We start from the raw sequence: 26,186 nt of genomic DNA, 5'->3' as shown, positions 1-26,186 counted from the left end.
GTAGATTTCATGTTGCATCGTTATCTTCCAATGACAGAAGAAGACAAAAAAGAAATGTTACAAACGATCGGCGTTCAAACGATCGATGAGTTATTCTCTGATATTCCAGAGAGTGTTCGTTTTAAAGGGGATTTAAAAATTAAAGAAGCAAAATCAGAGCCAGAGCTTTTAAAAGAGTTATCTCAAATGGCTAGTAAAAATGCTAACTTAAAAGAGTATGCTTCTTTCTTAGGGGCAGGCGTATACGACCATTACGCTCCAGTAATCGTAGATCATGTTATCTCTCGCTCAGAATTTTATACAGCTTACACGCCATACCAACCGGAAATTTCACAAGGGGAATTACAAGCAATTTTTGAATTCCAAACAATGATTTGTGAATTAACAGGAATGGATGTAGCAAACTCTTCTATGTACGACGGTGGTACAGCTTTAGCTGAAGCGGCAATGCTAGCGGCTGGCCATACTCGTAAAAAGAAAATTCTTGTATCTAGTGCAGTGCACCCAGAATCAAGAGCAGTACTTGAAACATATGCAAAAGGTCAACATCTTGAAGTTGTTGAAATTAATCATAAAGATGGTGTAACAGATTTAGACGTATTACAAAGTGAAGTAGATGATACTGTTGCTTGTGTAATCGTTCAATATCCAAACTTCTTCGGACAAGTTGAAAAATTAGCTGATATTGAAAAAATCGTTCATCAACAAAAATCATTATTTATCGTTTCTTCAAATCCATTATCATTAGGCGCATTAACACCACCAGGAAAATTTGGTGCTGATATTGTAATCGGTGATGCACAGCCATTTGGTATTCCAACGCAGTTTGGTGGACCGCACTGTGGTTACTTTGCAACAACGAAAGCATTTATGCGTAAAATTCCAGGACGTCTTGTTGGACAAACTGTAGATTCAGATGGGAAACGTGGGTTTGTATTAACGTTACAGGCACGTGAACAGCATATCCGCCGTGATAAAGCGACATCTAACATTTGTTCAAACCAAGCGTTAAATGCATTAGCAGCTTCTGTTGCAATGACGGCACTTGGTAAACAAGGTGTGAAAGAAATGGCACGTCAAAACATTTCTAAAGCGCAATACGCAAAACGTCAATTCGAAGCGAAAGGCTTCACTGTAACATTTGCTGGTCCATTCTTCAATGAGTTCGTTGTAGATTGTAAGCGTCCAGTGAAAGAAGTAAACGATGCATTATTACAAAAGAATATTATCGGCGGTTACGATCTAGGCCGTGATTATAAAGAGCATGAGAACCATATGCTTGTAGCAGTAACTGAGCTTCGTACAAAAGAGGAAATTGACACACTTGTAAACGAAATGGGGGCTATCCAATGAAGAACCAAGACCAAGCACTTATCTTTGAAGTGAGTAAAGAAGGACGCATAGGATATAGCTTACCAAAATTAGATGTAGAAGAAGTGAAACTAGAAGATGTATTTGAGAGCGATTATATTCGAGTAGAAGATGCAGAGCTACCAGAAGTATCTGAACTTGATATTATGCGCCACTATACAGCACTTTCAAACCGTAACCACGGCGTTGATTCTGGATTCTATCCACTTGGATCTTGTACGATGAAATATAATCCGAAAATTAATGAGAGTGTAGCTCGTTTCGCAGGATTTGCAAATATTCATCCGTTGCAAGATGAAAAGACAGTACAAGGTGCAATGGAATTAATGTACGATTTACAAGAGCATTTAATTGAAATTACAGGTATGGATACTGTTACATTACAACCAGCAGCTGGTGCACACGGAGAATGGACAGGCTTAATGTTAATTCGTGCATACCATGAAGCAAATGGTGACTTTAACCGTACGAAAGTAATTGTTCCTGACTCTGCTCACGGAACGAATCCAGCATCTGCAACTGTAGCTGGTTTTGAAACAATTACGGTAAAATCAAATGAACATGGTCTTGTTGACTTAGAAGACTTAAAACGTGTTGTAAATGAAGAAACAGCAGCACTTATGTTAACAAACCCTAATACATTAGGTTTATTCGAAGAAAATATTTTAGAAATGGCAGAAATCGTCCATAACGCAGGCGGTAAATTATACTATGATGGTGCAAACTTAAATGCGGTATTAAGCCAAGCGCGCCCAGGAGATATGGGATTTGACGTTGTGCATTTAAACCTTCATAAAACATTTACAGGCCCTCACGGCGGCGGTGGCCCAGGTTCTGGTCCAGTAGGTGTGAAAGCTGATTTAATTCCGTACTTACCAAAACCAATTTTAGAGAAAACGGAAGATGGCTATCGCTTTAACTATGATCGTCCAGAAGCAATTGGGCGCGTAAAACCATTCTACGGTAACTTCGGAATTAACGTTCGTGCATACACATACATTCGTTCTATGGGTCCAGATGGATTACGTGCAGTAACGGAGTATGCGGTATTAAATGCGAACTATATGATGAGAAGATTAGCACCATTCTATGATCTTCCGTTCGATAGACATTGTAAGCATGAGTTTGTATTATCAGGTCGTCGTCAAAAGAAACTTGGTGTACGTACATTAGATATCGCAAAACGCCTGCTTGATTTCGGTTACCATCCACCGACAATTTACTTCCCATTAAATGTGGAAGAATGTATTATGATTGAGCCGACGGAAACAGAATCAAAAGAAACATTAGACGGTTTCATTGATAAGATGATTCAAATCGCTAAAGAAGTAGAAGAAAATCCAGAAGTTGTACAAGAAGCACCTCATACAACAGTCATTAAACGTTTAGACGAAACGATGGCTGCACGTAAACCAGTTTTACGTTATGAAAAGCCAGCTCCTGTACAAGTTTGATTAGAATAACAAAGGAAGAACTCGCTATATGCGAGTTCTTTTTTTTGTATGGAGAATTTGTTCCGCAATTTGTGGCCTGGTAATCAGTAGAGATGAACAAAAACACCCACTGATTAAAGTTTCACTTTATGCAGAAGTGGTGAAGAAAATGTTAAAAATTTATATTTTTTGTTTCATAATGGTGTAATGAGGCAGTTTTATAGGTGATTTTGTTGAAAAAGTCAGTTTGATAAAAGTATTTATTTTTGTTAGAATTTTATTGAAATTAAGAAGATGTGATGAGGCAAAAATTACTCATTTTTATGTATATGTGAAAAAACGAGCAAGACGGGGGTGAAAGTGTGGGATATCGATGTTATAGAATGGTATACCATTTAGAAAATGGAGAAACAATTAAAGATGTAAAAGAATTTTGCTATCGAGACCAAGGAAAAGTGTTAGAAAGAGTAGCGCATCGTGTAATGGATAATAGAGAAGTGACGGCAATTGATAAGCAAGGAACGATCATTTCAATAGCATGTGAGGACATTGTAAAGGTGGAACTTGATTACATAACAGAAAGTTAACCTTGAGTCATATCGAATTATTCGATAAAATATACTGTTGAATGGTGAAGTGAGAAGAGAGGAGTTTATCATGGGTAGTACAAGACACTTTTATATGTTTATCTTAGCGTTTGTTCTTGTTGTGGCATTAACGATTTATTTAATTGTTGATAGCACTTGGTACAACACAGTTCATCCGGCGTTCCTTCTGTTTATGTATGTAGGAATTGCGGTAGTGAGTTTCGGAATGAGAGATGAGATGTTAGATCGCTTTGAAAAGTGATACATATACGAAAGACCAACAGGAAAATGTTGGTCTTTTTTTCTTGCCAAAAATAGGATGATGTGTATATACTGTGTATATAAGGTATATACAGTATATACACACTGGAGGAAAACATGAATATTATTATTTCGAATTCTTCCCAAGACCCTATTTATGTACAGATAAGAAAACAATTAAGCCAGCTTATTTTAAATGGTGGTTTAAAGGGTGGAGACCAATTACCGTCTATTCGTAGCTTAGCAAAGGAATTACAGATTAGTGTAATTACTACGAAGCGTGCGTACGAGGAGCTTGAGAAAGAAGGATATATAGAAACTGTTGCTGGGAAGGGGACTTATGTTTCACGTAAAAATAATGAACTATTAAAAGAACAAAGGCTTCGTCTATTGGAAAGCAAAGCGGAAGAGATTGTAAATGAAAGTAAAGCGTTACAGCTTTCACTTGAAGAATTACAGCAGATGATTGCGTGTTTATATGAGGGGGAATAAGAGATGTTAGAGTTAAAAAACGTATGTAAAAGTTATGAAGATTTTGCAGTAAAAAATATAAGTTTTACATTACCACGCGGATATATTATGGGATTTGTCGGACCGAACGGGGCCGGGAAAAGTACGACGATCAAAATGATTATGAATTTAATTAGAAAAGATAGCGGCGATATAAAAATTTTTGGCAAGGACAACAAGAAAGCCGAAAAGGAAATAAAGCAAAATATCGGCTTTGTATATGATGAAAATCATTATTACGAAGATTTAACGTGTGAGCAAATGAAGCGTATTATTGCACCGTTATATAAAAAGTGGGATGAAGAGCAGTATCAATCGTATATGCATAGATTGCAAGTTCCGAAGTATAAAAAAATTAAAGAATTATCAAAAGGAATGAAAATGAAATTTGCGATTGCCATCGCACTTTCGCACCACGCGGAGTTTATCATTATGGACGAACCGACAGCAGGATTAGATCCAGTTGTTCGAAGTGAATTACTTGATATGCTGCAAGAAATTGTAATGGAAGATGAAGTATCTGTATTATTCTCAACTCATATTACAACAGACTTAGAGCGTATCGCAGATTATATTACGTTCATCAACGATGGAGAAATTATATTTACTGGTGAGAAAGACGATTTAATGGAAAACTACGTAATCGTAAAAGGAAGTAACGATTTATTAGATCGAGAAGGAAAAGAGCTATTTGTTGGACTACGAAAAAATAAATTTGGTTTTGAAGGTTTAGCAAAGGATAGACAAGCAATTATCGACTGGTTTGGAAATAAGGTTGTACTAGAAAAGCCTACATTAGATGATATCATCGTTTACACCGCGAAAGGGAGAGGTGCCTATGCGTCAGCTAATCTATAAAGATTTGTTCTTTTTTCGGGGGATATGGTTCGTATACTTTATTATACCCTTTATATTCTTTTTATTTGAACCCGGTGAGGGAATGCTGTTTCCTATGAGTTGTTTATTTATAACTCTTTCCTCAGTTATTATATTAATCATAATAGATGAACGGAATACAAGTGACATTATGATGAATAGTTTACCGCTAAGTAGAAAGGATATCATAATTGCTAGATATATTTCCTGTGCGATATTCATTGTAGGGGGCATGATTTCTACTATGTTGATTGTTTTTCTTATAAGAGGTATTACTTTTATTGCGGATATCGGTACATACCACCTTAATCTATATATTGAGATTTCATGGTATGAAGTAATAAATGGAGCTGTTTACGCCATATTTTTTGTTGTAATATTCCTTCCTAGTTATTATGTTACAAGGTCACAGATAGCACGGAGTATAGTGTCAGGAGCATCAATGGTAGTTGGTGGAATTGCTTGGATATTCATAGGAGATGGATTGGATGAAACAGCACCTTCATTCATTGAGTGGATTATGAATCCGCTGCATATTGGTGTATTTATAATTGGAGGAATTATATTAGCTAGTGTCTATATCGTTTCTATGCTTCTTACAATTAAAATTTATGAAACGCGTGATTTATAGAGAGGAGAATTCATATGCAACAGTTGATTTTGAAGGAGTTTTTTTTACAGAAGAAGATGTTTCCTTTTTATTTTTTAATCCCTATTTTATCTGTTTTTAAGAATTCCGTCGAACCAATGGGGATTGCAATAGGATTATTTATAACATGTAGTACGATTATATATATTTCTTTTTATTATGACGAGAAAAGTAAAGCGGAAAAAGTATTAGTGAGTTTACCTATAACGAGAAAAGAGATAATTATAGCTAAATATATTTCAAGCACATTATTTATTATGGCTGGTTTAAGTGTAACTTTTATAGTCGTAATATTAGGAAATATTTTATTGGACAGGGATATAGTCATGCCTGGATATGCAGTGTTTTCAGCGATAGTAGCAACTTTGATTTATTGTGTAGTAACGATACCGACTAATTACATTGGGGGATATAAAGTTATTACAGTCTTGAATTTGATTATGCTGTTTCCTTTAATAGGTATGATTGGTCTTATGTGCAATATTTTTGGTGATAAAACAATTATGTTAAAAGTACTTCACTCTCAAGAGGCTACACAAGCAATGGGTGTTCTTGGTATTGGAGTATTAGTGAGTATATTCATATCAATGTTCCTCTCAATGAAAATGTTTCAGGAGGCAGAGTTATAGATGGGACATTTTCATATTAGGAGGTGCAAAACATGATCAAGCAATTAGTTTTAAAAGATATGATGATGCAAAGAAAGTTAGGGTTTGTTTATCTTATATGTTTTTTGTTCCTGCTCATTGTTGATTTTAGTAGTGATAGTTTTTTGATGACATTTAGTATGTTTGTACCTGCTCTTGGCATGATACTGTCAATGAGTTATGAGGGGAAAAATAAAAGTGAACTGATAGTAAATAGTTTACCGTTTGACCGTAAAGATCTTGTCATAGGGAAATACATATTTGTAAGTATTTTAGTTGCTCTAGGTGGATGTTTCTCCCTAGTGGTTGGTTTCATACAGCTACAAAATGAGCATATGACTGGATTTATGCTGTGGGGAGAAATTCTCGGTGGTATAACAGGTGGGGTTGTTTGTAGCATAATTGTACTTCCGATTGAATTTTCAGTAGGATATAACAGTGCAAAACAAATTGCTCCGTTCGCTGGACTTGCGTTGGGGTATTTAAGTGGACTGATTGTAAGTAACGTCTGGTTAGATGTAGAAAATGCTTGGAACACGAGTCTAGTCGTAAATATTTGTTTTATAGCAGGACTCATTCTTTTGTATATCATGTCCATGTTGCTTTCAGTTAGCTTATATAATGAGCGTGATTTATGAGGGGAGGAGTAATCGTGAGGCAACTCATAATAAAGGATTTTATCATGCAATGGAAGCATTTAATATGGTACTTAATATACCCTCTTTTCTTGTATATGACATTAACAGATGTTAAAAGCTTTTACGTAATTATGTCAGCTATAATTCCAGTTATAGCAATTTTAAAAACATTTAATGATGATAAAAAATATGATGGTGAAGTAATGTTAAATAGTTTACCGCTAGCAAAAAAAGAAATTGTAGTAGCAAAATACATAATGGCATTTATTGTTTTTATTATAAGTATGATAGTGTCTAGTCCTTTAGTAATCAATCAGTTTGAAGGTGGAACTTTTGAATTTATAACGACAACATTAGTTACGATTACTGGCTTTGTTTTTATATATTTAAGTCTTGTCTTACCGATATCGTTTTGGCTAGGATATAAAAAATCTATTTTTATTACGCTTTTTATACTAATGGCACCGATTGTTATTATAGAAATGTTCTTTCAAGTTAATATAGAACAAATTCATTTACATAATGGAGTATTGTTAAGTTGTTCTATTTGTATGTTGCTTTTATCTGTACTTGCTTCGGTAAAGCTATATGAAAAAAGAGAATTTTAAAAGGTGCCCTATATAAGGCACCTTATTCAATAACGACAATAGGAAAGTAAAAGTTTATAAACAGAGAGATTACTCGGTACAACATCTTTTGGAGTATGTAATATAAAGCTGAAAATGATAACAAGAATGAGAAAGAGGAAAAATAAAAATAAAATCTGCTTATGTATAGAGTTTTGCATATTATTCACTCCTTTTTTAGGTAGTATGCCCAAAAGAAAGGAGTGTATGAAAAATGTTAGGGGGAGAATGATGAACAAAAGAAGATGGTTATATAGAATAGGGGTACTTTTCGTTTCAATCGGTCTCATATTAGCAAATTTCTATTCAGATATCCCATCACCATTTCCTAATTTGCATAAAGGGATTGGTATAAGTATTGTCATAGTTGGTCTTCTTTGTCTTATCACATCAAACTTCTACAGAAAGTCTGAATGAATATAAAAAAGGACAGTTACTCTTTTTCAGAAGAACTGTCCTTTTTAAATAACTTATTCCATAGCTTGGCGATATTCCATATAATGACGATTGTAATGGAGGCAATAATGGACCAAACGATTGATATCATTTCAAGTGTCAAGTTAGGAAGGAATGTGAGAATGGATACTATTTTATGAAACAACCATTCTATTATGTGAAAACTGATTTGTAATAGAATGACGATACTAAGCGTGATCCATGCTAACAGTTGCTTCCCTTTTTCTTTCCACATGACATTCACCTCACGTTAGCTCAATAGTTTTAAGCCAACAGCGCCGCATAGAATGCAGCTTAAGAAAGCAAGACGACGCCAATCCGCTGATTCGCGGAAAATAAGGATGCCTAGAAGTGCACTTCCGGCAGTTCCGATTCCAGTCCAAATCGCGTAAGCAGTTCCCATCGGTAATGTGTTCATCGCAAGGGATAAGAAGAAGAAGCTTACGCCGAAGTTAGCGATTAAAATAACTTTTGGTGCCCAGCCTTTCTTTTCAGTGGCTACTTTCATAAAGAGTACACCAATAATTTCACAAATACCAGCTAGAATTAAAAATACCCAAGCCATTTTATGCGGCCTCCTTCGCTTCTTTTTCTTCTGTTACTCGTTTTAAACCAATTACGCCAAAGAAGATTAAACCAATTAATAATACTTTTACGATAGAGAATGGCTCTCCGAAAACGAAAATTTCTGTAAGAACGATTCCACCAGCTCCAATTCCAGTGAAGACTGCGTATACAGTACCAACAGGTAAATCTTTATAAGCTCTAAATAATAAGACGAAACTAATTGTAATTAATAACGCAACACCAGCCCATTCAAGTGGTGCCTCCGCGTGTTTTAGTCCAATTACCCAAAAGATTTCAATAATACCAGCTAAGATTACATAAATCCATGCCATATGTCAGTTCTCCTTCCTACCAGTCGTTAGGTAAAGGGCTTAAAAACGACGCATTGCAAAAGAGCAATCCGTCAGTTTGAAAGTCCACGCCAAAATACTTTCCAAGAAGCGTCTAAACGTGTCTCAAAACGATTTAAACCTGCGTATAGTAGTTCAACCATAAGACCGTCAAGTAAGCATAGAAAAGCCTCTAAGGCGTCTTTTACTTCAATGTTATGCAACTCATCTCGTTCGCTTGCTCTTTTAAATACAGGGAATAAAAGTTTTCCGACGTTTTCAATGTGTACATTTGCTTTATTAATAATTTGTTCGCGAAATGCATCAGGCGGAAAATAAGAAGTTCGTAACCAAAACATTGATTCTTCACTTTCACCAAATCGTTTTGCATAGCCCTTTAGTAGCTGTAAGAGCAATTCTTCAGTAGACGAATTGGAAAACTTTTCGATATCGCCTGTGAAGCTCTGTAAATCTTTTTGAAGAGCGGATTCTAAGCATATAAAATATAGCTCTTCTTTTCCTTTAAAGTGTGCGTAAATTGATGGTTTTTTAATCCCGACTTCTTGAGCAATATTTGCTAATGAAGTTCCTTCGTAGCCGTAGCGTGCGAAATGAGAAAGTGCTACAGCTTTAATGCGGTTTGCTGTCATTTTCATCCCCTACCTACCGTTCGTTAGGTCCATTATATGCGAGTAAAAATATAAAGTCAATAGGTGAAGAGCTGAAAAAGAGCGCTATAGGTAACGCTCTTTTTAGATAGTATCTCGTTCAATTAAATGGAATGAAAGCTCTTTTGCATTCCCGATAATTTGCTCGCTTTGGATTTGTTTATGGAATAAAGAAAACGCATGTGAGCCCATTTCGAGACCGGGATGTTCAATTGTTGAAATTTCTAACGCCTTTGAAATTTCATGATTATCAAATCCGAGGATAGCAAGATCTTCGGGTACTCGAAGACCTTGCTTTCGAGCCTCTGTTAATAAACCAGCTGCAACTTGATCGTTAGCTGTAAAAATAGCGGTTGGACGATTTTTCATGTTTACAATACGATGGAGTATTTGTGCACCGTCTTGCATTGTATAGCATTGATGAAAAATCCATTCGGGATGTAACGTTTTGCCTTCGTTACGAAGTGTATCAGCAAACGCTTTTTCACGTTCCATAGAATTTACACTTGTTTTTCTTGCTAAACAAATCCCGATTTTTTCATGGCCTTTATTGAGTAAATAGGCGGTGCCGAGACGGAAGCCTTCATAATGATCTACGTAGACAGATGAAATGAGGGGGTGCTTCATTTTTTCGCATGAAATAATAGGAGCAAATTTTGCGAAAGGTTCAATTTGTTCCCATGAACTCGTTCGAGAGCAAATAATCATCCCGTCGAATTGTTTCATTTTCATCATTTCAAGAACACGAATTTCTTCAATACTATCGTAATTCGTTTGACATAAATTAATGTGATAGCCAGCAGCTAACGCTTCGTTTCCGATTCCTTCAATAATGGTACTGAAGTATGGAAGGTTAATGAAAGGGAGCATAACGCCGATCGTATATGTTTTTCCCTTTATTAAATGAATAGCATTTATATTTTTGGCATAGTTCAATTCTTCAACAGCATCTAGAACACGCTTACGTTTTTCTTCTTTTACGTAAGGGTGATTATTCAGGACACGAGAAACAGTTGATATGGATACACCAGCGGTTTTTGCAATTTGTTTTATATTGGCCATATGTATCACCTCTCTCCTTATTATAAAGGGAAAATAATAAGAATGAAAAAATCTTGACCTGAAAAGCTTTTCACAAACTATGTTATAAATATGACTTCTGTTATTCGCGTAACCTTTTTATTTGGGCGTGAGAATGATAGGGGTCTTTTTTGCGTTTATAAAAGAAGTTTTGTCAAAATGTGTGAGAATAACGTGGAAAGTTTTCAAATGAAAAAACTAGCTGAATTATTCAGCTAGTTTTTGTATGTTATTATTTCTTTTTAATTTTTCCAGTCCACGTTTTGAATCCACCTTGTAATTGGTAGAAATCTTTGTAGCCTTGTTTCTTTAAGTATTGAGCCGCACGACCAGTACGGAATCCGCTTTGACAGTATAAGTAAACTGGTTGATCTTTACGAAGTTCTTTATGACGAAGGCGAATTTGTGATAATGGAATGTTACGTGCGCCTAAAATATGCCCTGCAGTATATTCGTCTGCTTCGCGAATATCGATAAGCTGTGCTTTACGGTAGCCAGCGCGAAACTCTTCTTCTGAAAGTGTTGTAATTAATTTTTTCTGATAGAAATACATCCATACAGTGTAACCGATGAACGCTACGATTACGGCTAATAAAATAATCCAAGTTGTTGACACGATTCTATCGCTCCCTTTTTTCTTATCCTACTTTCAATATTATAATGCCCGTATGTATTTATGCAACAGATTCATTTGTATATAAGAAGAAATTTCGTATTCTTTCACAAATTTTGTCGAATTTGGTAGACTAGAGAATGTGAAAAATAATTGGTTATATGAGGTGCAGGATGGGAAAAGAAAAATGGTGTTATATTAACTCTGGTCAATGTTCACCGGCATTTAATATGGCGTTAGATGAATGTTTATTAAATTGGCAAAGTGAAAAGAAAATGCCACCAACCATTCGTTTTTACGAATGGGAAGTACCAACATTAACAGTCGGGTATTTCCAACGTGTTGAAAAAGATATTAATATGGATGTAGTTAACGAAAAGAAATATGGATTCGTTCGTCGTCAAACAGGCGGTAGGGGTGTACTACATGATAAAGAATTAACGTACAGTGTTATTGTGTCTGAAGATCATCCGAATATGCCAAAAACAGTTACAGAAGCGTATCGTGTTATTTCGCAAGGTTTACTAGATGGTTTTAAAGCATTAGGGCTAGAAGCGTATTATGCAGTTCCCAAAACAGAAGCAGATCGTGAAAATTTAAAAAATCCACGCTCAGGCGTATGTTTTGATGCGCCGTCTTGGTATGAAATTGTAGTAGAAGGAAGAAAAATCGCAGGTAGTGCGCAAACACGTCAAAAAGGTGTTATTTTACAGCACGGGTCGATTCCGTTAGAAATAGATTTAGATGAGTTATATGATCTGTTTTTATTCCCGAATGAACGTGTAAAAGAACGTATGAAGAGTATGTTCTCTTCTAAAGCGGTAGCAATTAATGAATTAACAGACCGTACGTTTACAATCGAGCAGTTAATTAAAGCGTTTGAGGTTGGGTTTGAAAAAGGATTAGATGTAGAGCTTGTTCCGTATGAATTAACAGAAGAACAATTACGTGAAGTGCAAACATTGGCAAAAGAAAAGTATGAAAGTAAAGAATGGAATTATAAAAAATAAGAGGTGGCAATTGCCGCCTCTTATTTTTTATAGTAAATTAAGTACTTTTTCTACTTTGATTCCTTTATCTTGTAAAGAACGAAGGCGATTGACAACGTCCATAATTTCTTTGTCAAATGTAACGCTAATACCTTGGCTTTGTAGTTCTTCTTTTAAGCTTTCAATAGAATCATCTATGTCGATGCCAAGCTCGTAATCTTGACAAACTTCAATTGTCTTTTTCACGAGTTTCACATAATTTTCTTGTAGTTTTGAATTTGTTTCAGTCAAAGCAGGTTGCTTCGGTTTTGCAGGCGCGACCGGCGTTGTCTCTTGCTTTGTAACTGGAGTTGGTACTTCTCGTTTCACAGGTGCTGGAGTAGATAATTCCACAGCTGCTTCTACACTTACTGGCTTCGGTGCCGGAGTAGGCTTAGGTGTTGGTGCTATAGCAGGTGTTTCCACACGTGTAACAGGCTTTGGAGCAGGTGTAACTGCTTTTGGAGCTTCTACAATTACTTCTTTTTTCGGAGTAGCTTCTACAACTGTTTCTTCTTGTTCAGCAGCCTCTTTATTTTCTTTACTCCACATAACGCGTTCTATTTCTAGAGAAACATTATTTTTGTTCATCGCTGTTAATGTAACTTTACCAACTTCAGCGTTTCCAGTGAAATCAACAATTTTATAAATAACACTCTTGTTCCAATCCACGTTTCCGCTCAAAAATAATTCTTCGTTACATTTCGGCGTTAAGCCCTCGATTTTAATTTCTGCGTTTACACCGTTTTCACTATATACCATAATTAGCGAAGCATTTACATCTTCGTCTGCTAACATTAGTTCACGTACCATTTTGCCGGTGCGTACTTGCGTTTTCTTCTTAACTGACATCTAATTTCTCCTCTCAAAAATTCAGTAATAATAAAAAAATCGTATAACGAAAAATAATTGCTCACGAAGATTTATGATACCGATAATAAAAGCATCACGTCAACAATTAACTTTAATTATTTTGCATTTTTCTTATTTTCTTTATGAAATTTTTCAATTTGTAAAATTAGACAGAAGAAAAACAGCCTTTTGAAGGGCTGTTAAAACGTGGAAAACTTTAATGCGTTTTAATTTTTCCACGTTCCCCATACTAACGAGAGGAGGGAAGCGTATGAAACCATTTATGCCAAAAATCGTTTACTTTGAACCGAAGGCACTTGAATATCCACTTGGAAAAGAGCTATATGAGAAGTTTACGAAGATGGGATTAGAAATTCGTGAAACGACATCCCATAATCAAATTAGAAATTTACCAGGTGAAAATGATTTGCAAAAGTACCGTAATGCAAAGGCAACGCTTGTTGTTGGGGTAAGGAAGACATTAAAGTTCGATACGTCAAAACCGTCAGCTGAATATGCAATCCCGCTCGCAACAGGGTGTATGGGGCATTGTCATTATTGTTATTTGCAAACGACACTTGGGAGTAAGCCTTATGTTCGCGTGTATGTGAATCTTGAAGAAATATTTGAGAAAGCACAGCAATATATGGATGAAAGAGCACCTGAAATAACAAGGTTTGAAGCTGCTTGTACATCAGATATCGTTGGGATCGATCATTTAACACATGCATTAAAGCGCGCGATCGAATTCATTGGAGAAAGTGAGCATGGACGTTTACGTTTCGTTACGAAATATTCGCACGTTGATCATTTGTTAGATGCAAAACATAACGGGAAAACTCGTTTCAGGTTTAGTATTAATTCACGGTATGTAATTAAAAATTTTGAGCCGGGGACGTCACCGTTTGAAGAAAGAATTGAAGCGGCTCGTAAAGTAGCAGGCGCGGGTTATCCGCTTGGATTTATAGTTGCACCACTTTATATGCATGAAGGATGGGAAGAAGGATATCGTGAACTATTTGAGCGACTGTACAATGCACTAAAAGATTTGTCGATACCGAATTTAACGTTTGAATTAATTCAACATCGCTTTACAAAGCCTGCAAAAAAAGTCATTCAAGAGCGTTATCCGAATACGAAACTTGAAATGGATGAAGAGAAGCGTAAATATAAATGGGGACGATATGGAATCGGGAAATACGTATATAAAAAAGATGAAGCGGAAGTATTAGAAGAAACGATAAGAGGTTATATACATGAGTTTTTTCCTGATGCAGAAATACAATACTTTACTTAAGAGGAGTCTGTATACAAATACAGATTCTTTTTTGTTTTATATATTTAGGCTTGTTTTCAACTTGTCACGTTATTCTTTCTGGTGTATCATTTTATTGATTGCTTCGTACGGAATGAGCAAAATGAAATTGGATGGAGGAAACCGATGCCTACCCCTAGTATGGAAGATTATATTGAACAAATTTATTTGTTAATTGATGAAAAGGGTTATGCCCGCGTATCTGATATTGCTGAAGCGCTTAGTGTACATCCATCCTCTGTAACAAAAATGGTGCAAAAATTAGACAAAGATGAATATCTAATTTATGAAAAATATAGAGGGCTTGTATTAACATCAAAAGGTAAAAAAATTGGAGAACGTCTCGTATATCGTCATGAATTGTTAGAGCAATTTATGCGTATTATCGGTGTGGATGAAAGTAAGATTTACAATGATGTAGAAGGAATTGAACATCATTTAAGCTGGGAAGCAATTGACCGCATTGGTGATTTAGTGCAATACTTTGAACAAGATGAGGTTCGAGTGGAAACACTTCGTGGTGTTCAAAAGGCAAATGAAGAGAAAAGTAATTAAGGGGAACGTATGTCGTTTCCTTTTTTATTTCAATCGAAAAGGATGGGAGAATTATGAAAGCAATTATTTTTGATTTTGATGGATTAATTGTGGACACAGAAACAATATGGTTTCACTCTTTCAGAGACGCCGTTCGTGAGTACGGTGGAGATTTACCTTTAGAGGAATTTGCAAAATGTATTGGAACGACAGACGATGTACTGTATGCATATTTAAATGAGCAATTAAAAGAGAAGTTTAACAAGCATGCATTAAAAGAAAAAGTGAAAATTTTACATAAAGAAAAAATGAAAACACCAGAAGCTCGTGACGGAGTAAAAGAATACTTACAAGAAGCGAAAGAAATGGGATTAAAAATCGCATTAGCTTCCAGTTCATCTAAAGAATGGGTGATTCCTTTTTTGGAAGAACTACAAATTCGAGATTATTTTGAAGTCATTAAAACGAGAGAAGATGTTGAGAAGGTAAAACCAGATCCAGCACTTTACCGAGTAGCAATAGAAGATTTAGGAGTAGATTCGTCTGAAGCAGTTGTATTTGAAGACTCGTTAAACGGATTAAAAGCAGCGATTGCAGCGGGATTAACGTGCGTTGTTGTACCGAATGATGTAACACGTAATTTACCATTTGAAAATCATCACCTTCGAATTGAAAGTATGAAAGATAAAAGTTTGAAAGAAGTACTGCAAAATATAAAGAAAGACCGTATTTCCTAAAAGGAAGCACGGTCTTTCTTTTTGTTTTTTTTACCTTCAATGACAGTTAAATGAGATTGTTTTCTTTTTCGCTTTAAAGAAGAAAGATTCCCTTTTTTCCCTTTGTCATTAGAAGCGTTTGATTTAAAGAAAGAATTGCTTAGGGGTGCTACATTTTGTTTCCCATGCTTGCGGCTCGATTGTTTTGCAGCGCGCTTATATGAGCTTTGCGAATTTGCTGAACCGCTAGAGTTTGTAAACATTTTGTAGAGTAAATAAAAGATACCAACGACAGCCAACATAATACCAATATTTCTTAACACTCCCATTGGGTTTGTAATGACAGATGAAACAAGGCCGAATATTGCTAATCCGATAATAAGCACAAATATAGCGAAAGTAAACGAACGACCGTTCATAAGGAACACCTCCTAAAAACATATATTAAAATTAGTATATTAACGATGAGGAAAGGAGTTGAACACCATTTTTAAATAATTATTGTTTGTTTTCTAAACGTAATAATTCTTCAAACGATGCAATAGCTACTTCCACTTGATCATCTGTTGGTTCTTTCGTTGTTAATAGTTGTAGCCATAATCCGGGATATCCAAGTATGCGTAATACTGGAATATCGCGTAATCGATTCGTAAATTGTAACACTTCAAAAGAAATGCCGAGAACGACAGGGATTAATAAAATTCGGTTTACCACTCTGGCCCAAAGTGGATCTGTAGGGACAAGGAAATAAACAAACATTCCGATAATGACTGTAAATATAATAAAGCTACTGCCACAGCGATAATGAAGGCGAGTTTGTTTTTGCACATTTTCTACAGTCAATGAAAGATTATTCTCATAGGCATTAATTACTTTATGCTCCGCACCATGGTACTGAAATACCCGCTTAATGAGTGGCGTTAAAGAAATAAAGTATATATAGCTCAATAATAACATGAGCTTAATAACACTTTCGACAATGATTTGCCCTGTATGAGATGGGAAAATCGGTCTCGTTAATTCAGCTAGTAATGCAGGAACTGCTGTGAAAATGACTTTACCGAATATGAAAGATAAAACGCCAACTGCTGCAACTCCTAATACCATCGTTAACTTCGATTGTTCTTCTTTTTTATTTGCAATTTGTTCATCTTCTTCTGGGTGAACATCAAATCGTTCTGAAGCAAAGTTTAAATGTTTTGCCCCGTTCGCGCTTGCATCCACAATAGCGGCAATCCCTCGTAAAAATGGAATTTTTTTTAGGATAGATAATGCTTTATTACGAACGCGTGGTAATCGATAAAATTCAATCGATTTATCTTTACGACGAACCGCTGTAACAGTATATTCTCTACCGCCAAACATAACTCCTTCTATGACTGCTTGCCCGCCATATATTTGTTTTGACTCTTCTGCCATGTTAACACCAACCTGTATTTGTTTCTCTCTTATGTAGAAAAAGAGGCAATTGTCATACTGGGTTCTGTCATTTTGAAATAAGACAATCACCGAGTTTCCTTTATTTTATCGACAAATACAAGTATATGACAAGGAAAAATGTTACGAGAGTCGGACATTTCTTATTCTTTTTATAGACAAATTTCGCAGTATTTAAACATGGTTCAAAATAGTTTCGGGCATACTATTGAGCGGAGGTGTTGATGTGAGTCAAGAACATATAGGAACAAGAAATTTTGTGCAAATTGGTTTATTTGGTGGACTGTTTTGGGGAGGGATATGGTATTTCCTTCATATATTTTCATTTACGGAAGCCGGACCGAACTATTTACTTCTACCATTTGCCTTTGGAAGCTGGAAAGAAGGGGTATGGGGCAATGTGTCAGGAATTGTTTGTATGGGAATACTTTCGATTTTAATTGCCTTTTTGTATAAAGCGTTTTTGGCAAAGTTTGAAGGAGTTCTTCCAGGGATGATTTATGGTCTATTTTGGTGGGCATTACTATTTTTCGGAATGGGGTTAATAGCGCCTGCTATTAAAAGCGCACTCCGTTTACCGAAAGAAACAATTGTGACGACGATATGCATTTTTATATTGTATGGTGTATTTATAGCATACTCTGTTTCTTACGCAGTAAATACCAATAAGGCCGAGCGAAAAGAGGAAGAGAAGACAAACTATTCAAACAAGTAACTCCTATGTTAAAATGTTATATAGACATTTAATATTAAGGAGTTTTAAGCATATGAAAAAGGTACTCCTCGTAAACGGTCCTAACCTAAATCGCCTCGGTGTCAGAGAGGTAAATGTATATGGAAAGGGCACGCTAGCGACACTTGAAGCAGATATGAAGCAAGAAGCAGAAACAATGGGAGTGGAGTTAGAATGTTTCCAATCGAATCATGAAGGTGCGATTATCGATCGTATTCATGAGGCGGAAGATATATATGAAGGGATCATTTTAAATCCTGGAGCATTTACGCATTATAGCTATGCGATTCGAGATGCAATTGCGAGCATTTCGATTCCTGTTATTGAAGTACATATTTCTAACATTCATCAGCGTGAGTCGTTCCGTCACGAATCTGTGACGGCAGCTGTTTGTGCGGGACAAATTGTTGGATTTGGTTTTTATGGCTATAAGTTAGCGTTATTTGCATTAATGGAGAAATTGAGGGAGGCATAAAGTAATGGAGAAAATCGAAAGATTAAGAAGTGCATTTGATGAGGCTGGTATTGACGGTATTTTGTTAACAAATGAACATAGTCGTAGATATATGGCTAACTTCACAGGAACAGCTGGTGTTGTACTCATTTCGAAAAAACGCGCTCAATTTATTACAGATTTCCGTTACGTAGAGCAAGCTACTAAACAAGCGGTTGGATACGAGATTGTACAGCATGCGGGATTAATTATCGATGAAGTTGCAAAGCAAGTGAAAGAATTAGGAATTCAAAAGCTTGGCTTTGAGCAAGATACTCTTACATATAGTTCTTATTCAGCTCATAAAGAAGCGATCGATGCTGAATTTATCCCAACTTCTGGGCTTGTAGAAAAGTTACGCTTGATAAAGACTGATTCAGAGATTAAGATATTAAAGGAAGCTGCACAGATTGCAGATGCTGCCTTTGAACATATTCTATCATTCATTCGCCCGGGAGTATCTGAAATTGAAGTGTCAAATGAACTTGAATTTTTCATGAGAAAACAAGGAGCAACATCTTCTTCGTTTGATATTATCGTTGCTTCAGGTCTTCGTTCGGCATTACCGCACGGCGTGGCATCTGAAAAAGTGATAGAAACAGGAGATTTCGTTACATTAGACTTCGGCGCTTATTACAAAGGATATTGCTCTGATATTACTCGTACGATTGCAGTTGGTGAACCATCTGATAAATTGAAAGAAATTTATAATATCGTTTTAGAAGCACAATTACGTGGTGTGAACGGTATTAAAGCTGGTTTAACTGGCCGTGAAGCGGATGCGTTAACGCGTGATTACATAACGGAAAAAGGATACGGTGAATACTTCGGACATTCTACTGGTCATGGAATCGGTCTTGAAATCCATGAAGCACCAGGTTTAGCATTCCGTTCTGATACAGTACTTGAACCAGGTATGGCTGTAACAGTAGAGCCAGGTATTTATATTCCAGGTATTGGCGGCGTACGTATTGAAGATGATATCATTGTGACAAGTGAAGGTAATGAAGTAATTACGAAATCACCAAAAGAACTTATTATTTTGTAATACACAGGAGGATTTTTTTACATGATTTCAGTAAACGATTTTCGTACAGGTTTAACAATTGCAGTGGATAATGGCCTATGGCAAGTACTTGATTTCCAGCACGTGAAGCCAGGTAAAGGTGCTGCATTCGTTCGTTCTAAACTACGTAACCTTCGCACAGGTTCTGTTCAAGAGAAAACATTCCGTGCTGGTGAGAAAGTGGAAAAAGCACACATCGAAAACCGTCGTATGCAATACTTATACGCAAGCGGTGAGTCTCACGTATTTATGGATAACGGAACTTATGAGCAAATCGAACTTGGTGAAAAACAAATCGAGCGCGAGCTTAAATTCCTAAAAGAAAACATGGAAGTATCTATTATGACTTACCAAGGCGAAGTACTTGGTGTTGAACTTCCAAACACAGTTGAATTACAAGTTACAGAAACAGAGCCAGGTATTAAAGGGGATACTGCTTCTAACGTAACAAAACCAGCTACATTAGAAACTGGCCTTGTTGTACAAGTACCAATCTTCATTAACGAAGGTGAAACACTTATCATCAACACTGGTGAAGGTAAATACGTTTCTCGTGCATAGTAGAAAAGCACTCGTGATTATCACGAGTGCTTTTTTTGCAGCCTCATTATATCCTTTTCCCCAGTATGGATAGCCGAGCCAGCTGCCAATGTGAGATTGTTTCTTCTCGTAATTAATATGTTTAAGTGTGGTGAGACCAATTATTTCATGCTCTGCATTTACAATCACTCTCGATAAAGACTTCTTTTGGCGTTCTTCTTCTATGGCGAAAAGAAGGAATGCTTTCGTGTCTTCGATTGTTTCTACTTTTATTCCTAATGCGTTTTTTACATGTGGATCACTTGATAGCTTGAAAATCGCATTTGCATAACGGAAATCGAGTGGTAATAAAGTAACTCGTTGCATCATTTTCCCTCCTTTTCAATAAATATACCATAAAATACCACTATTATTAAGAATATTCAAATTATTATAGGCGGTAGATAAAAATTATGTTTTTAATTCTGAAATAGACAACCTCTGCATATGGTTGTACAAATATATTCTTTTTTAGCACACGCACTAGTAACCGTTATGGGAGAAGGTGGGAGAATGAAACAGTGGCTAGCGGCAATGGAAACATCTGTGCTTGTAATGGGGCTGCTTCGGTTGTTTTCAGGTAGCGCGGAAATATTCGCCGCTTTGCTTATGCTTTATGTGAATGATGCGAAGAAAGCATTGTTTATAAATGGTATGTTGGCGTTTGTTGGACCGACCGTATTAATTTTAACAATGACAATAGGCATAGCGAGTGTGGCAAGTGAGATCTCTTTCTTGAAACTCTTTTTTCTAGCGCTTGGAATTGGCTGCATTTTTATCGCGTTGTTGAAATAAGTAAGTCGAGTATAGTGGGGCGAAGCTGATGAAAGAAGTATTAGAAGTTTTACCAAAAACGATGAAGCAGTTAGTGGAAAGTTGTAAGTGCTGCGATGCTCTAGAGGAAATCCGTGTTCGAATTGGAAGACCGCTAGAGTGTATTGCTCAAGGTGAAGTGTTTTTTTATGACTATATCGTTACAGCAGAGGATGCTATTTACTTATTGAATAAGTTAAGTCACTTCTCAATTTATACAATGGAAGAAGAATTAAAGCGTGGGTATGTGACACTCCGAGGTGGGCATAGAATAGGCTTAGCAGGAAAAGTTATTACAGAAAAAAGCACAGTGAAAATGATTCGAGATGTCTCTTCTTTTAATATTCGTATTGCTCGTCAAAAAATAGGCATTGCTGAACCACTTTTACCGTATTTGTATGAATCACGATGGTTAAACACGATGGTAATTGGCCCGCCACAAACGGGAAAAACAACACTTTTAAGAGATGTAGCGCGTTGCATGAGTCAAGGTGTAAGTACTTCGAAAATTCCTTCTTGTAAAGTCGGGATTGTTGATGAACGGTCAGAAATTGCTGGCTGTGTGAAAGGCATCCCGCAATATGACTTTGGCACACGAGTAGATGTGTTAGATGCATGTCCAAAAGCTGAAGGAATGATGATGATGATCCGTTCTATGAGCCCAGATATATTAATTGTGGATGAAATTGGTCGTAAAGAAGATAGTGAAGCAATTATGGAGGCTGTACATGCAGGGGTTCAGCTTTTTATAAGTGCACATGGATTTTCTTATGATGATGTTGTGAAACGCCCATCATTAAAGGCAGTGCTAGAGCTCGGCATTTTTGATAGGTTTGTGGAATTGTCAAAAGCAAGAGGGCCAGGAACAGTTATGCAAGTGAAAGATAAATATGGAAAACCGGTATTACCTCATAGAAAGGCTGAGGGCGTATGGTGAAAATATTTGGTGCAGTGTTAATCGTTGCGGTCAGCACCTTTTTCGGGTTTTCATACGCCAAAAGATACAGTGAGAGACCGAGGCAACTTAGATTATTAAAAGCGGCACTGCAATCATTAGAGGCAGAAATTATGTATGGGCATACACCATTGTCTGAAGCCGCTGAGCGATTAGTGAAACAAATGCCGAAGCCGTTAAATTGGATATTTCAAAGTTTCGCTAGCAGGCTAGAAAGTGGAGAACAAACAGTTAGAGAAGCTTGGATAGATAGTTTGAAAGAAAATTGGAAGCTAACAGCATTTCAACAAACTGAGTATGAGATTTTGCAGCAATTTGGTGAAACGCTCGGACAACATGATCGTGAATCACAACAAAAACATATTCGGTTATGTATTACACATTTAGAGAGAGAAGAAGAAGAAGCGAAAGCATTACAGCTGCAATATGAAAAGATGATTAAGAGCTTAGGAGTACTAGCGGGGCTACTTATCGTAATTTTACTGCTATAGGGGGGAGAAAGGCGATGTCCATTGATGTTGGATTAATATTTCAAATCGCCGGAATCGGCATTGTTTTAGCTTTCATTCATACTGTACTAAAAGAATTAAAGCGTGAGGATATTGCAAATTGGGTTATCCTCGTCGGTTTTGTCGTTATTTTATTTCATGTCGCATTTTTAATTAATACACTATTCGACAAGATTAAAAGTGTCTTTCTCTTCCAGTAAAGGGGGCGGTTCGAATCGAAATTATACAAATTGTCGGATTAGGCCTCGTTGCTACGTTTTTAGCGGCTGTATTGAATCAGCATAAATCTAGCATTACGTCATTATTTATTGTGTTCGTAGGTAGCGTAATGTTCCTTCTTTTAATCGATCAAATTCACGCTATTTTACAAATGATTGAGAGAGTAGCGAGTGAAGCGAAAGTTAGTAACGTATATGTAGAAACGTTGCTAAAAATTATTGGGATTGCTTATATCGCTGAGTTTGGAGCGCAAATTACAAAGGATGCAGGGCAGGGGGCAATCGCTTCGAAAATTGAATTAGCTGGAAAGATTTTAATTCTCGTTATGGCGATCCCTATTTTGACGGTTGTAATTGAAACTATTCTCGGATTTTTACCGACGGGATAAGGGGGAGTGAATGTTGAGGGGGTTTGGAGCTAAGCTGCTATTTGCTTGCTTCCTTTTCTTTTCTTTACCGGTTGTTGTACAAGCTTCTCCTGTAGAGACAAACGTCGTTGATCAACAATTGGATAAGCTCGGAATTGAAGATGTGAAGCAATTTTGGGACGGGCTTGTTACAAAATATGGAGGTTACTTACCAGAGAGTCAAAAAGGTAGCTTTATGGAGTTTGTAAAGGGAGAAAAAGAAATCTCTATAAAAGAGTGGATGCTAGGTTTATTAAAGTACTTATTTCACGAACTTGTTGCAAATGGGAAACTACTCGGAACGCTCATTATGCTCACAATTTTTAGTGCATTGTTGCAATCGTTGCAATCTGCATTTTCAAAGAGTAGCGTAAGCAAAATAGCCGATGCAGTTGTATATATGGTACTAATTATTTTCGCTTTAAATAGCTTTTATGTCGTTATGACATATGCAAGAGAAACGATACAAACAATGGTAGATTTCATATTAGCGTTATTGCCAATCTTGCTTGCACTTATAGCAACAGGGGGTGGTGTTGTATCCGTATCGTTTTTTCATCCGATTATCATCTTCTTAATGAATACGAGTGGACTTTTGATGAATTATATCGTTCTACCGCTTTTATTACTTGCAACGATATTAAGTATTGTAAGTACGATGAGTGATCAATATAAAGTTACGAAATTGTCCAAGCTTCTGCAAAACGTTAGCGTTGGGATTATCGGTATTTTTTTAACGATTTTTTTAGGCGTATTATCTGTACAAGGAACAGCGACAGCTGTTGCTGATGGAATCGCTGTGAAAACAGCTAAATTTGTAACAGGAAACTTTATTCCCGTAGTAGGAAGAATGTTTACAGAGGCGGCGGATACAGTTATTAGTGCGTCGGGATTATTAAAAAACACAGTCGGGATTATCGGACTCGTCATTCTATGTTTAATTGTCGCTTTTCCAGCGATTCAAATTTTTTGCATAGCATTTATTTATAAGTTCGCAGCAGCAGTATTGCAACCAGTTGGCGGCGGAGCAATTATTCAATGTTTAGATATCATTGGAAGGAGCATCATTTATGTATTTGCTTGCTTAGCTATCGTATCGTTTATGTTCTTTTTAAGTATCACAATTATTATTGCTGCGGGGAACATTACACTTATGATGCGGTAGGAGGTGAAGGGTATGCAATTTGTTACAGAGTGGATTAGAAATATTATCGTTTTTTTACTCTTAGCGACAATGCTTCATCTCATTCTTCCAAATTCTAATTTGCAAAAGTACGTTAAATTCGTTGTAAGTCTATTATTAGTTGTTTTAATTTTAACGCCCCTTTTTAAACTTTTGCAAACAGATGTAAATGAAGTAATCGCAAATTTTAATGAAGAGAAGTACGTAGCAGAAGGATCTGTAAAAAATTCAATAGATTCGAAGAAAAAAGAAATACAAGCTCTAACACGTGCATATAGTTTAGAAGAGATGGCTACCAAAATGAAAAAAGAAGTAGGAAAAGAGTTTGAGAAACAGTATGGTATGTCAGTCTCTGAAATACAAATAGTCGCAGCGGAAAGCACAGCGGAAGTAAAGTCAGCGAAAGATATTCAATCTGTTGTTGTGACGTTAAAAGAAAAAGAACGTAGTAAAAATGATGCAATCGAAACAGTAAAACCAGTTGAAATTAACACGAAAGAACCACCGAAAAAAGTAGAGGAAACGAATGTAGAAATGAAAGACTTCTTTTCAAGCAGGTGGCAACTAGAGAATAAACAAATCCAAGTTCAAATGGAAGGGAGGACAGGTAGAGTAAATGGACAATAAAGATAAAAATTCGAAGTTCTCATTTTTTCGAAACTTATTGAATGGAGATGAAAAAGAAAGTAATGAGAAGGGAAAAAAGGTAACACCTAAGTTCTTACTTGTCCTACTCATACTTGGAATGTTGCTTATGTTTTCTAGTAGTTTTTTTTCAAGTAAAAAAGAAGAAGTACCTGTATTTAAAGAACAAAAAACTCAAAACCAGGAAAAAGATGTACCAACTTTTGGACAAAAAAATAATGATAATATGTCAAATGTAGAAAAATATGAAAAAGCGTATGAACAAGAATTAAAAGCAGCCTTAGAAGAAATAGCAGGAGTAAAAGATGTAACGATTAATGTGAATTTAGATTCATCAGAGGAAAAAATATTAGAAAAAAATACAGTGAAACGTTCACAAACAACAGGTGAAACAGATAAAACAGGCGGCAAGAGGGAAGTAGAAGACGAGTCTCTTGATGAAAAGACAGTCATTATACGTGAAGGGGATAAAGAAACTCCCGTTGTTTTACGAACAGAGAAACCGAAAGTGCGAGGTGTTCTTGTCGTAGCAAAGGGAGTGGATAATATACAAGTTAAAGCGATGGTAAAAGAAGCTGTCATACGGCTACTAGATGTGCCAGCCCATCGCGTTTCAGTTTCACCGAAAAATTGATAGGGAGGAAATAAAGTGTTAAAAAAACAAACGGTTTGGCTATTAACAATGTTAAGTTTAGTTGTTGTACTATCTGTGTATTACGTAACAACTCCAGACAAAATGAATACAGCATCGCCGGCAACAAGTGAAAAGATTGGACAAGAAAAACAAGGTACTGATAAAGCAGTAACAAACGAAGCACCTAAAGAAACGCCTAAAAAAGAAAATACAAACAAGGAAACATCAAATAAAGAAACAAACAAAGAAACAGATAAAAAAGAGAGCGCTACAAAAGAAACAAGCAAAAAAGAAGCTAACGTAACAGTTCAATCAAGTGATGAAAATTTCACAGCATTACGTATGCAAATGGAAGATCAGCGAAGTGAACAAAAAGCAAAATTACAAGAAGTGATGAGTTCAACAAAAGCTTCAGCAACAGAAAAGAATAAAGCGAAAGAAAATTTTGATGCAATCACTACAATGGAAACGAAGCAAGAATTACTTGAGACAGTAATTAAATCTCAAGGTGGATATAAAGATGCCCTTGTAAGAGCTGATGGAACTGACATTAAAGTAACTGTAAAAGCAGCAAAGCATTCACAAAAAGAAGCGAATAAAATTATACAACTTGTAAGAAGTGAAGGCGGATCAAAAGATGTAGGTGTAAAATTTGATCCACCAACAAAATAAAACGAATAATCCGCGGGGAATTCCTCCGCGGATTATTCGTTTTTAGTAATCGGATTGTTTGAAAATAGTTAGATAAAAATAATAAT

37 protein-coding genes and 1 pseudogene are annotated in these 26,186 nt (G+C 36.2%); 28 read left to right on the top strand and 10 right to left on the bottom strand.

The window, feature by feature from the left end; all coding sequences use genetic code 11:
• Positions 1–9 precede the first annotated feature (9 nt).
• The 11 genes from gcvPA to MR070_RS02480 all read left to right on the top strand — a co-directional run bounded on the left by gcvPA (position 10) and on the right by MR070_RS02480 (position 8,015).
• A complete protein-coding gene (gcvPA, locus tag MR070_RS02530; RefSeq protein WP_000903231.1) occupies positions 10–1,353 on the top strand; it encodes an aminomethyl-transferring glycine dehydrogenase subunit 1 in 1,344 nt (447 codons plus the stop codon).
• Complete coding sequence (gene gcvPB, locus MR070_RS02525; RefSeq protein ID WP_000795696.1) at positions 1,350–2,825, top strand: aminomethyl-transferring glycine dehydrogenase subunit 2; 1,476 nt, start codon at positions 1,350–1,352, stop codon at positions 2,823–2,825. Before gcvPA ends, gcvPB begins: the two co-directional genes overlap by 4 nt.
• 362 nt (positions 2,826–3,187) lie before the next feature.
• On the top strand, positions 3,188–3,391 hold the full coding sequence (locus MR070_RS02520; RefSeq protein ID WP_000262495.1) for a DUF3929 family protein: 204 nt from the start codon (positions 3,188–3,190) through the stop codon (positions 3,389–3,391).
• Positions 3,392–3,461: 70 nt separating this feature from the next.
• Positions 3,462–3,653 carry a hypothetical protein gene (locus MR070_RS02515; RefSeq protein ID WP_000535935.1) on the top strand — a complete coding sequence of 64 codons (192 nt, stop codon included), beginning with the start codon at positions 3,462–3,464 and terminating at the stop codon, positions 3,651–3,653.
• Positions 3,654–3,769: 116 nt separating this feature from the next.
• A complete protein-coding gene (locus tag MR070_RS02510) occupies positions 3,770–4,144 on the top strand; it encodes a GntR family transcriptional regulator (protein ID WP_001021352.1) in 375 nt (124 codons plus the stop codon).
• Positions 4,145–4,147: 3 nt separating this feature from the next.
• Complete coding sequence (locus tag MR070_RS02505; protein ID WP_242260486.1) at positions 4,148–5,020, top strand: ABC transporter ATP-binding protein; 873 nt, start codon at positions 4,148–4,150, stop codon at positions 5,018–5,020.
• Positions 5,001–5,669 (top strand): ABC-2 transporter permease, encoded by a 669-nt coding sequence (locus MR070_RS02500; protein WP_242260484.1) that lies wholly within the window; start codon positions 5,001–5,003, stop codon positions 5,667–5,669. The genes MR070_RS02505 and MR070_RS02500 overlap by 20 nt, the downstream gene beginning before the upstream one ends.
• Before the next feature lie 14 nt (positions 5,670–5,683).
• Positions 5,684–6,316 (top strand): ABC-2 transporter permease, encoded by a 633-nt coding sequence (locus tag MR070_RS02495; protein ID WP_242260482.1) that lies wholly within the window; start codon positions 5,684–5,686, stop codon positions 6,314–6,316.
• Positions 6,317–6,348: 32 nt separating this feature from the next.
• Positions 6,349–6,972: an ABC-2 transporter permease gene (locus tag MR070_RS02490; RefSeq protein ID WP_070806829.1), complete on the top strand. Its 624-nt coding sequence runs from the start codon at positions 6,349–6,351 to the stop codon at positions 6,970–6,972.
• A 14-nt stretch (positions 6,973–6,986) separates the two neighbouring features.
• Positions 6,987–7,580 carry an ABC-2 transporter permease gene (locus MR070_RS02485; RefSeq protein WP_001249400.1) on the top strand — a complete coding sequence of 198 codons (594 nt, stop codon included), beginning with the start codon at positions 6,987–6,989 and terminating at the stop codon, positions 7,578–7,580.
• A 246-nt stretch (positions 7,581–7,826) separates the two neighbouring features.
• Positions 7,827–8,015 (top strand): hypothetical protein, encoded by a 189-nt coding sequence (locus MR070_RS02480; protein WP_242260480.1) that lies wholly within the window; start codon positions 7,827–7,829, stop codon positions 8,013–8,015.
• A 16-nt stretch (positions 8,016–8,031) separates the two neighbouring features.
• On the opposite strand, the gene MR070_RS02475 is transcribed toward MR070_RS02480, so the two are convergent.
• The 6 genes from MR070_RS02475 to MR070_RS02450 all read right to left on the bottom strand — a co-directional run bounded on the left by MR070_RS02475 (position 8,032) and on the right by MR070_RS02450 (position 11,314).
• Positions 8,032–8,289 carry a DUF3975 family protein gene (locus MR070_RS02475; RefSeq protein WP_242260478.1) on the bottom strand — a complete coding sequence of 86 codons (258 nt, stop codon included), beginning with the start codon at positions 8,287–8,289 and terminating at the stop codon, positions 8,032–8,034.
• 15 nt (positions 8,290–8,304) lie between these two features.
• Complete coding sequence (locus tag MR070_RS02470) at positions 8,305–8,619, bottom strand: DMT family transporter (RefSeq protein ID WP_000312623.1); 315 nt, start codon at positions 8,617–8,619, stop codon at positions 8,305–8,307.
• 1 nt (position 8,620) lies between these two features.
• Positions 8,621–8,953, bottom strand: coding sequence for a DMT family transporter (locus MR070_RS02465; protein ID WP_000312349.1), 333 nt, complete (start codon positions 8,951–8,953; stop codon positions 8,621–8,623).
• A gap of 71 nt (positions 8,954–9,024) precedes the next feature.
• Positions 9,025–9,606, bottom strand: a complete 582-nt coding sequence (locus MR070_RS02460) for a TetR/AcrR family transcriptional regulator (RefSeq protein ID WP_041184139.1) — start codon at positions 9,604–9,606, stop codon at positions 9,025–9,027.
• 96 nt (positions 9,607–9,702) lie between these two features.
• Complete coding sequence (locus MR070_RS02455) at positions 9,703–10,680, bottom strand: LacI family DNA-binding transcriptional regulator (RefSeq protein WP_242260476.1); 978 nt, start codon at positions 10,678–10,680, stop codon at positions 9,703–9,705.
• A gap of 250 nt (positions 10,681–10,930) precedes the next feature.
• The gene (locus MR070_RS02450) at positions 10,931–11,314 is read right to left on the bottom strand and encodes a rhodanese-like domain-containing protein (RefSeq protein WP_000108655.1); all 384 of its coding nucleotides are present in this window, start codon (positions 11,312–11,314) and stop codon (positions 10,931–10,933) included.
• Between the two features lie 170 nt (positions 11,315–11,484).
• Here MR070_RS02450 and MR070_RS02445 point away from each other — a divergent pair, with 170 nt between their 5' ends.
• The gene (locus MR070_RS02445) at positions 11,485–12,321 is read left to right on the top strand and encodes a lipoate--protein ligase family protein (protein ID WP_000514083.1); all 837 of its coding nucleotides are present in this window, start codon (positions 11,485–11,487) and stop codon (positions 12,319–12,321) included.
• 27 nt (positions 12,322–12,348) lie between these two features.
• Here MR070_RS02445 and MR070_RS02440 read toward each other — a convergent pair whose 3' ends face one another.
• On the bottom strand, positions 12,349–13,191 hold the full coding sequence (locus tag MR070_RS02440) for a hypothetical protein (protein WP_044793817.1): 843 nt from the start codon (positions 13,189–13,191) through the stop codon (positions 12,349–12,351).
• Between the two features lie 271 nt (positions 13,192–13,462).
• On the opposite strand from MR070_RS02440, the gene splB reads away from it, so the two are divergent.
• From splB to MR070_RS02425, 3 genes are all read left to right on the top strand, one after another.
• Complete coding sequence (gene splB, locus MR070_RS02435; protein ID WP_242260474.1) at positions 13,463–14,488, top strand: spore photoproduct lyase; 1,026 nt, start codon at positions 13,463–13,465, stop codon at positions 14,486–14,488.
• 144 nt (positions 14,489–14,632) lie between these two features.
• Positions 14,633–15,061 (top strand): transcriptional regulator MntR, encoded by a 429-nt coding sequence (gene mntR / locus MR070_RS02430; RefSeq protein WP_001143076.1) that lies wholly within the window; start codon positions 14,633–14,635, stop codon positions 15,059–15,061.
• A 53-nt stretch (positions 15,062–15,114) separates the two neighbouring features.
• Positions 15,115–15,777: an HAD family hydrolase gene (locus MR070_RS02425; protein ID WP_242260473.1), complete on the top strand. Its 663-nt coding sequence runs from the start codon at positions 15,115–15,117 to the stop codon at positions 15,775–15,777.
• On the opposite strand, the gene MR070_RS02420 is transcribed toward MR070_RS02425, so the two are convergent.
• Both MR070_RS02420 and MR070_RS02415 read right to left on the bottom strand, forming a co-directional pair.
• Positions 15,774–16,175: an SA1362 family protein gene (locus tag MR070_RS02420; protein ID WP_139895886.1), complete on the bottom strand. Its 402-nt coding sequence runs from the start codon at positions 16,173–16,175 to the stop codon at positions 15,774–15,776. The two genes, MR070_RS02425 and MR070_RS02420, sit on opposite strands and share 4 nt — an antisense overlap.
• Positions 16,176–16,254: 79 nt before the next feature.
• A complete protein-coding gene (locus tag MR070_RS02415; protein ID WP_000807112.1) occupies positions 16,255–17,175 on the bottom strand; it encodes a DUF1385 domain-containing protein in 921 nt (306 codons plus the stop codon).
• A 244-nt stretch (positions 17,176–17,419) separates the two neighbouring features.
• Here MR070_RS02415 and MR070_RS02410 point away from each other — a divergent pair, with 244 nt between their 5' ends.
• The 4 genes from MR070_RS02410 to efp are packed head-to-tail and all read left to right on the top strand — an operon-like array spanning position 17,420 to position 20,046.
• A complete protein-coding gene (locus MR070_RS02410; protein ID WP_242260472.1) occupies positions 17,420–17,908 on the top strand; it encodes a YqhR family membrane protein in 489 nt (162 codons plus the stop codon).
• Between the two features lie 52 nt (positions 17,909–17,960).
• On the top strand, positions 17,961–18,401 hold the full coding sequence (gene aroQ, locus MR070_RS02405; protein WP_000757087.1) for a type II 3-dehydroquinate dehydratase: 441 nt from the start codon (positions 17,961–17,963) through the stop codon (positions 18,399–18,401).
• A 4-nt stretch (positions 18,402–18,405) separates the two neighbouring features.
• Complete coding sequence (gene pepQ, locus MR070_RS02400; protein WP_000411048.1) at positions 18,406–19,467, top strand: Xaa-Pro dipeptidase; 1,062 nt, start codon at positions 18,406–18,408, stop codon at positions 19,465–19,467.
• 21 nt (positions 19,468–19,488) lie between these two features.
• Positions 19,489–20,046: an elongation factor P gene (gene efp, locus MR070_RS02395; protein WP_000626512.1), complete on the top strand. Its 558-nt coding sequence runs from the start codon at positions 19,489–19,491 to the stop codon at positions 20,044–20,046.
• Here the strand turns inward: efp and MR070_RS02390 are convergent.
• Positions 20,047–20,391, bottom strand: a pseudogene (locus MR070_RS02390) (GNAT family N-acetyltransferase); the annotation flags it as partial.
• A gap of 186 nt (positions 20,392–20,577) precedes the next feature.
• Here MR070_RS02390 and MR070_RS02385 point away from each other — a divergent pair.
• From MR070_RS02385 to MR070_RS02345, 9 genes are read left to right on the top strand one after another with little or no spacing between them, the layout of a single operon-like run.
• Positions 20,578–20,859 carry a YqhV family protein gene (locus tag MR070_RS02385; RefSeq protein ID WP_000816054.1) on the top strand — a complete coding sequence of 94 codons (282 nt, stop codon included), beginning with the start codon at positions 20,578–20,580 and terminating at the stop codon, positions 20,857–20,859.
• Positions 20,860–20,887: 28 nt separating this feature from the next.
• Positions 20,888–21,814, top strand: a complete 927-nt coding sequence (spoIIIAA, locus tag MR070_RS02380) for a stage III sporulation protein AA (protein WP_070806823.1) — start codon at positions 20,888–20,890, stop codon at positions 21,812–21,814.
• On the top strand, positions 21,808–22,323 hold the full coding sequence (spoIIIAB, locus tag MR070_RS02375) for a stage III sporulation protein SpoIIIAB (protein ID WP_000238697.1): 516 nt from the start codon (positions 21,808–21,810) through the stop codon (positions 22,321–22,323). Before spoIIIAA ends, spoIIIAB begins: the two co-directional genes overlap by 7 nt.
• A 14-nt stretch (positions 22,324–22,337) precedes the next feature.
• Complete coding sequence (gene spoIIIAC / locus MR070_RS02370) at positions 22,338–22,541, top strand: stage III sporulation protein AC (protein ID WP_000020914.1); 204 nt, start codon at positions 22,338–22,340, stop codon at positions 22,539–22,541.
• Positions 22,542–22,564: 23 nt separating this feature from the next.
• A complete protein-coding gene (gene spoIIIAD / locus MR070_RS02365; RefSeq protein WP_077317075.1) occupies positions 22,565–22,948 on the top strand; it encodes a stage III sporulation protein AD in 384 nt (127 codons plus the stop codon).
• Between the two features lie 10 nt (positions 22,949–22,958).
• The gene (spoIIIAE, locus tag MR070_RS02360) at positions 22,959–24,131 is read left to right on the top strand and encodes a stage III sporulation protein AE (protein ID WP_000943695.1); all 1,173 of its coding nucleotides are present in this window, start codon (positions 22,959–22,961) and stop codon (positions 24,129–24,131) included.
• 12 nt (positions 24,132–24,143) lie between these two features.
• Complete coding sequence (spoIIIAF, locus tag MR070_RS02355; protein ID WP_001161052.1) at positions 24,144–24,776, top strand: stage III sporulation protein AF; 633 nt, start codon at positions 24,144–24,146, stop codon at positions 24,774–24,776.
• On the top strand, positions 24,766–25,428 hold the full coding sequence (gene spoIIIAG, locus MR070_RS02350) for a stage III sporulation protein AG (protein ID WP_000368876.1): 663 nt from the start codon (positions 24,766–24,768) through the stop codon (positions 25,426–25,428). Before spoIIIAF ends, spoIIIAG begins: the two co-directional genes overlap by 11 nt.
• Before the next feature lie 15 nt (positions 25,429–25,443).
• Positions 25,444–26,100 (top strand): SpoIIIAH-like family protein, encoded by a 657-nt coding sequence (locus MR070_RS02345; RefSeq protein ID WP_242260471.1) that lies wholly within the window; start codon positions 25,444–25,446, stop codon positions 26,098–26,100.
• Positions 26,101–26,186 lie beyond the last annotated feature (86 nt).

The organism is Bacillus cereus group sp. BfR-BA-01453 (genome assembly GCF_022662915.1).
Classification (GTDB): Bacteria; Bacillota; Bacilli; order Bacillales; family Bacillaceae_G; genus Bacillus_A; species Bacillus_A paranthracis.
The sequence above is the reverse complement of the archived record's forward strand: the minus strand, read 5'-3'. Positions and strand labels throughout refer to the sequence as shown.

Excerpts from the sequence above, each read along its gene's own strand:
- gcvPA (WP_000903231.1), top strand. The coding sequence starts at position 10 with ATGTTGCATCGTTATCTTCCAATGACAGAAGAAGACAAAAAAGAAATG.
- gcvPB (WP_000795696.1), top strand. The coding sequence starts at position 1,350 with ATGAAGAACCAAGACCAAGCACTTATCTTTGAAGTGAGTAAAGAAGGA.
- MR070_RS02520 (WP_000262495.1), top strand. The coding sequence starts at position 3,188 with ATGGTATACCATTTAGAAAATGGAGAAACAATTAAAGATGTAAAAGAA.
- MR070_RS02515 (WP_000535935.1), top strand. The coding sequence starts at position 3,462 with ATGGGTAGTACAAGACACTTTTATATGTTTATCTTAGCGTTTGTTCTT.
- MR070_RS02510 (WP_001021352.1), top strand. The coding sequence starts at position 3,770 with ATGAATATTATTATTTCGAATTCTTCCCAAGACCCTATTTATGTACAG.
- MR070_RS02505 (WP_242260486.1), top strand. The coding sequence starts at position 4,148 with ATGTTAGAGTTAAAAAACGTATGTAAAAGTTATGAAGATTTTGCAGTA.
- MR070_RS02500 (WP_242260484.1), top strand. The coding sequence starts at position 5,001 with ATGCGTCAGCTAATCTATAAAGATTTGTTCTTTTTTCGGGGGATATGG.
- MR070_RS02495 (WP_242260482.1), top strand. The coding sequence starts at position 5,684 with ATGCAACAGTTGATTTTGAAGGAGTTTTTTTTACAGAAGAAGATGTTT.
- MR070_RS02490 (WP_070806829.1), top strand. The coding sequence starts at position 6,349 with ATGATCAAGCAATTAGTTTTAAAAGATATGATGATGCAAAGAAAGTTA.
- MR070_RS02480 (WP_242260480.1), top strand. The coding sequence starts at position 7,827 with ATGATGAACAAAAGAAGATGGTTATATAGAATAGGGGTACTTTTCGTT.
- MR070_RS02475 (WP_242260478.1), bottom strand. The coding sequence starts at position 8,289 with ATGTGGAAAGAAAAAGGGAAGCAACTGTTAGCATGGATCACGCTTAGT.
- MR070_RS02470 (WP_000312623.1), bottom strand. The coding sequence starts at position 8,619 with ATGGCTTGGGTATTTTTAATTCTAGCTGGTATTTGTGAAATTATTGGT.
- MR070_RS02465 (WP_000312349.1), bottom strand. The coding sequence starts at position 8,953 with ATGGCATGGATTTATGTAATCTTAGCTGGTATTATTGAAATCTTTTGG.
- MR070_RS02460 (WP_041184139.1), bottom strand. The coding sequence starts at position 9,606 with ATGAAAATGACAGCAAACCGCATTAAAGCTGTAGCACTTTCTCATTTC.
- MR070_RS02455 (WP_242260476.1), bottom strand. The coding sequence starts at position 10,680 with ATGGCCAATATAAAACAAATTGCAAAAACCGCTGGTGTATCCATATCA.
- MR070_RS02445 (WP_000514083.1), top strand. The coding sequence starts at position 11,485 with ATGGGAAAAGAAAAATGGTGTTATATTAACTCTGGTCAATGTTCACCG.
- MR070_RS02440 (WP_044793817.1), bottom strand. The coding sequence starts at position 13,191 with ATGTCAGTTAAGAAGAAAACGCAAGTACGCACCGGCAAAATGGTACGT.
- splB (WP_242260474.1), top strand. The coding sequence starts at position 13,463 with ATGAAACCATTTATGCCAAAAATCGTTTACTTTGAACCGAAGGCACTT.
- mntR (WP_001143076.1), top strand. The coding sequence starts at position 14,633 with ATGCCTACCCCTAGTATGGAAGATTATATTGAACAAATTTATTTGTTA.
- MR070_RS02425 (WP_242260473.1), top strand. The coding sequence starts at position 15,115 with ATGAAAGCAATTATTTTTGATTTTGATGGATTAATTGTGGACACAGAA.
- MR070_RS02420 (WP_139895886.1), bottom strand. The coding sequence starts at position 16,175 with ATGAACGGTCGTTCGTTTACTTTCGCTATATTTGTGCTTATTATCGGA.
- MR070_RS02415 (WP_000807112.1), bottom strand. The coding sequence starts at position 17,175 with ATGGCAGAAGAGTCAAAACAAATATATGGCGGGCAAGCAGTCATAGAA.
- aroQ (WP_000757087.1), top strand. The coding sequence starts at position 17,961 with ATGAAAAAGGTACTCCTCGTAAACGGTCCTAACCTAAATCGCCTCGGT.
- pepQ (WP_000411048.1), top strand. The coding sequence starts at position 18,406 with ATGGAGAAAATCGAAAGATTAAGAAGTGCATTTGATGAGGCTGGTATT.
- efp (WP_000626512.1), top strand. The coding sequence starts at position 19,489 with ATGATTTCAGTAAACGATTTTCGTACAGGTTTAACAATTGCAGTGGAT.
- MR070_RS02385 (WP_000816054.1), top strand. The coding sequence starts at position 20,578 with ATGAAACAGTGGCTAGCGGCAATGGAAACATCTGTGCTTGTAATGGGG.
- spoIIIAA (WP_070806823.1), top strand. The coding sequence starts at position 20,888 with ATGAAAGAAGTATTAGAAGTTTTACCAAAAACGATGAAGCAGTTAGTG.
- spoIIIAB (WP_000238697.1), top strand. The coding sequence starts at position 21,808 with ATGGTGAAAATATTTGGTGCAGTGTTAATCGTTGCGGTCAGCACCTTT.
- spoIIIAC (WP_000020914.1), top strand. The coding sequence starts at position 22,338 with ATGTCCATTGATGTTGGATTAATATTTCAAATCGCCGGAATCGGCATT.
- spoIIIAE (WP_000943695.1), top strand. The coding sequence starts at position 22,959 with ATGTTGAGGGGGTTTGGAGCTAAGCTGCTATTTGCTTGCTTCCTTTTC.
- spoIIIAF (WP_001161052.1), top strand. The coding sequence starts at position 24,144 with ATGCAATTTGTTACAGAGTGGATTAGAAATATTATCGTTTTTTTACTC.
- spoIIIAG (WP_000368876.1), top strand. The coding sequence starts at position 24,766 with ATGGACAATAAAGATAAAAATTCGAAGTTCTCATTTTTTCGAAACTTA.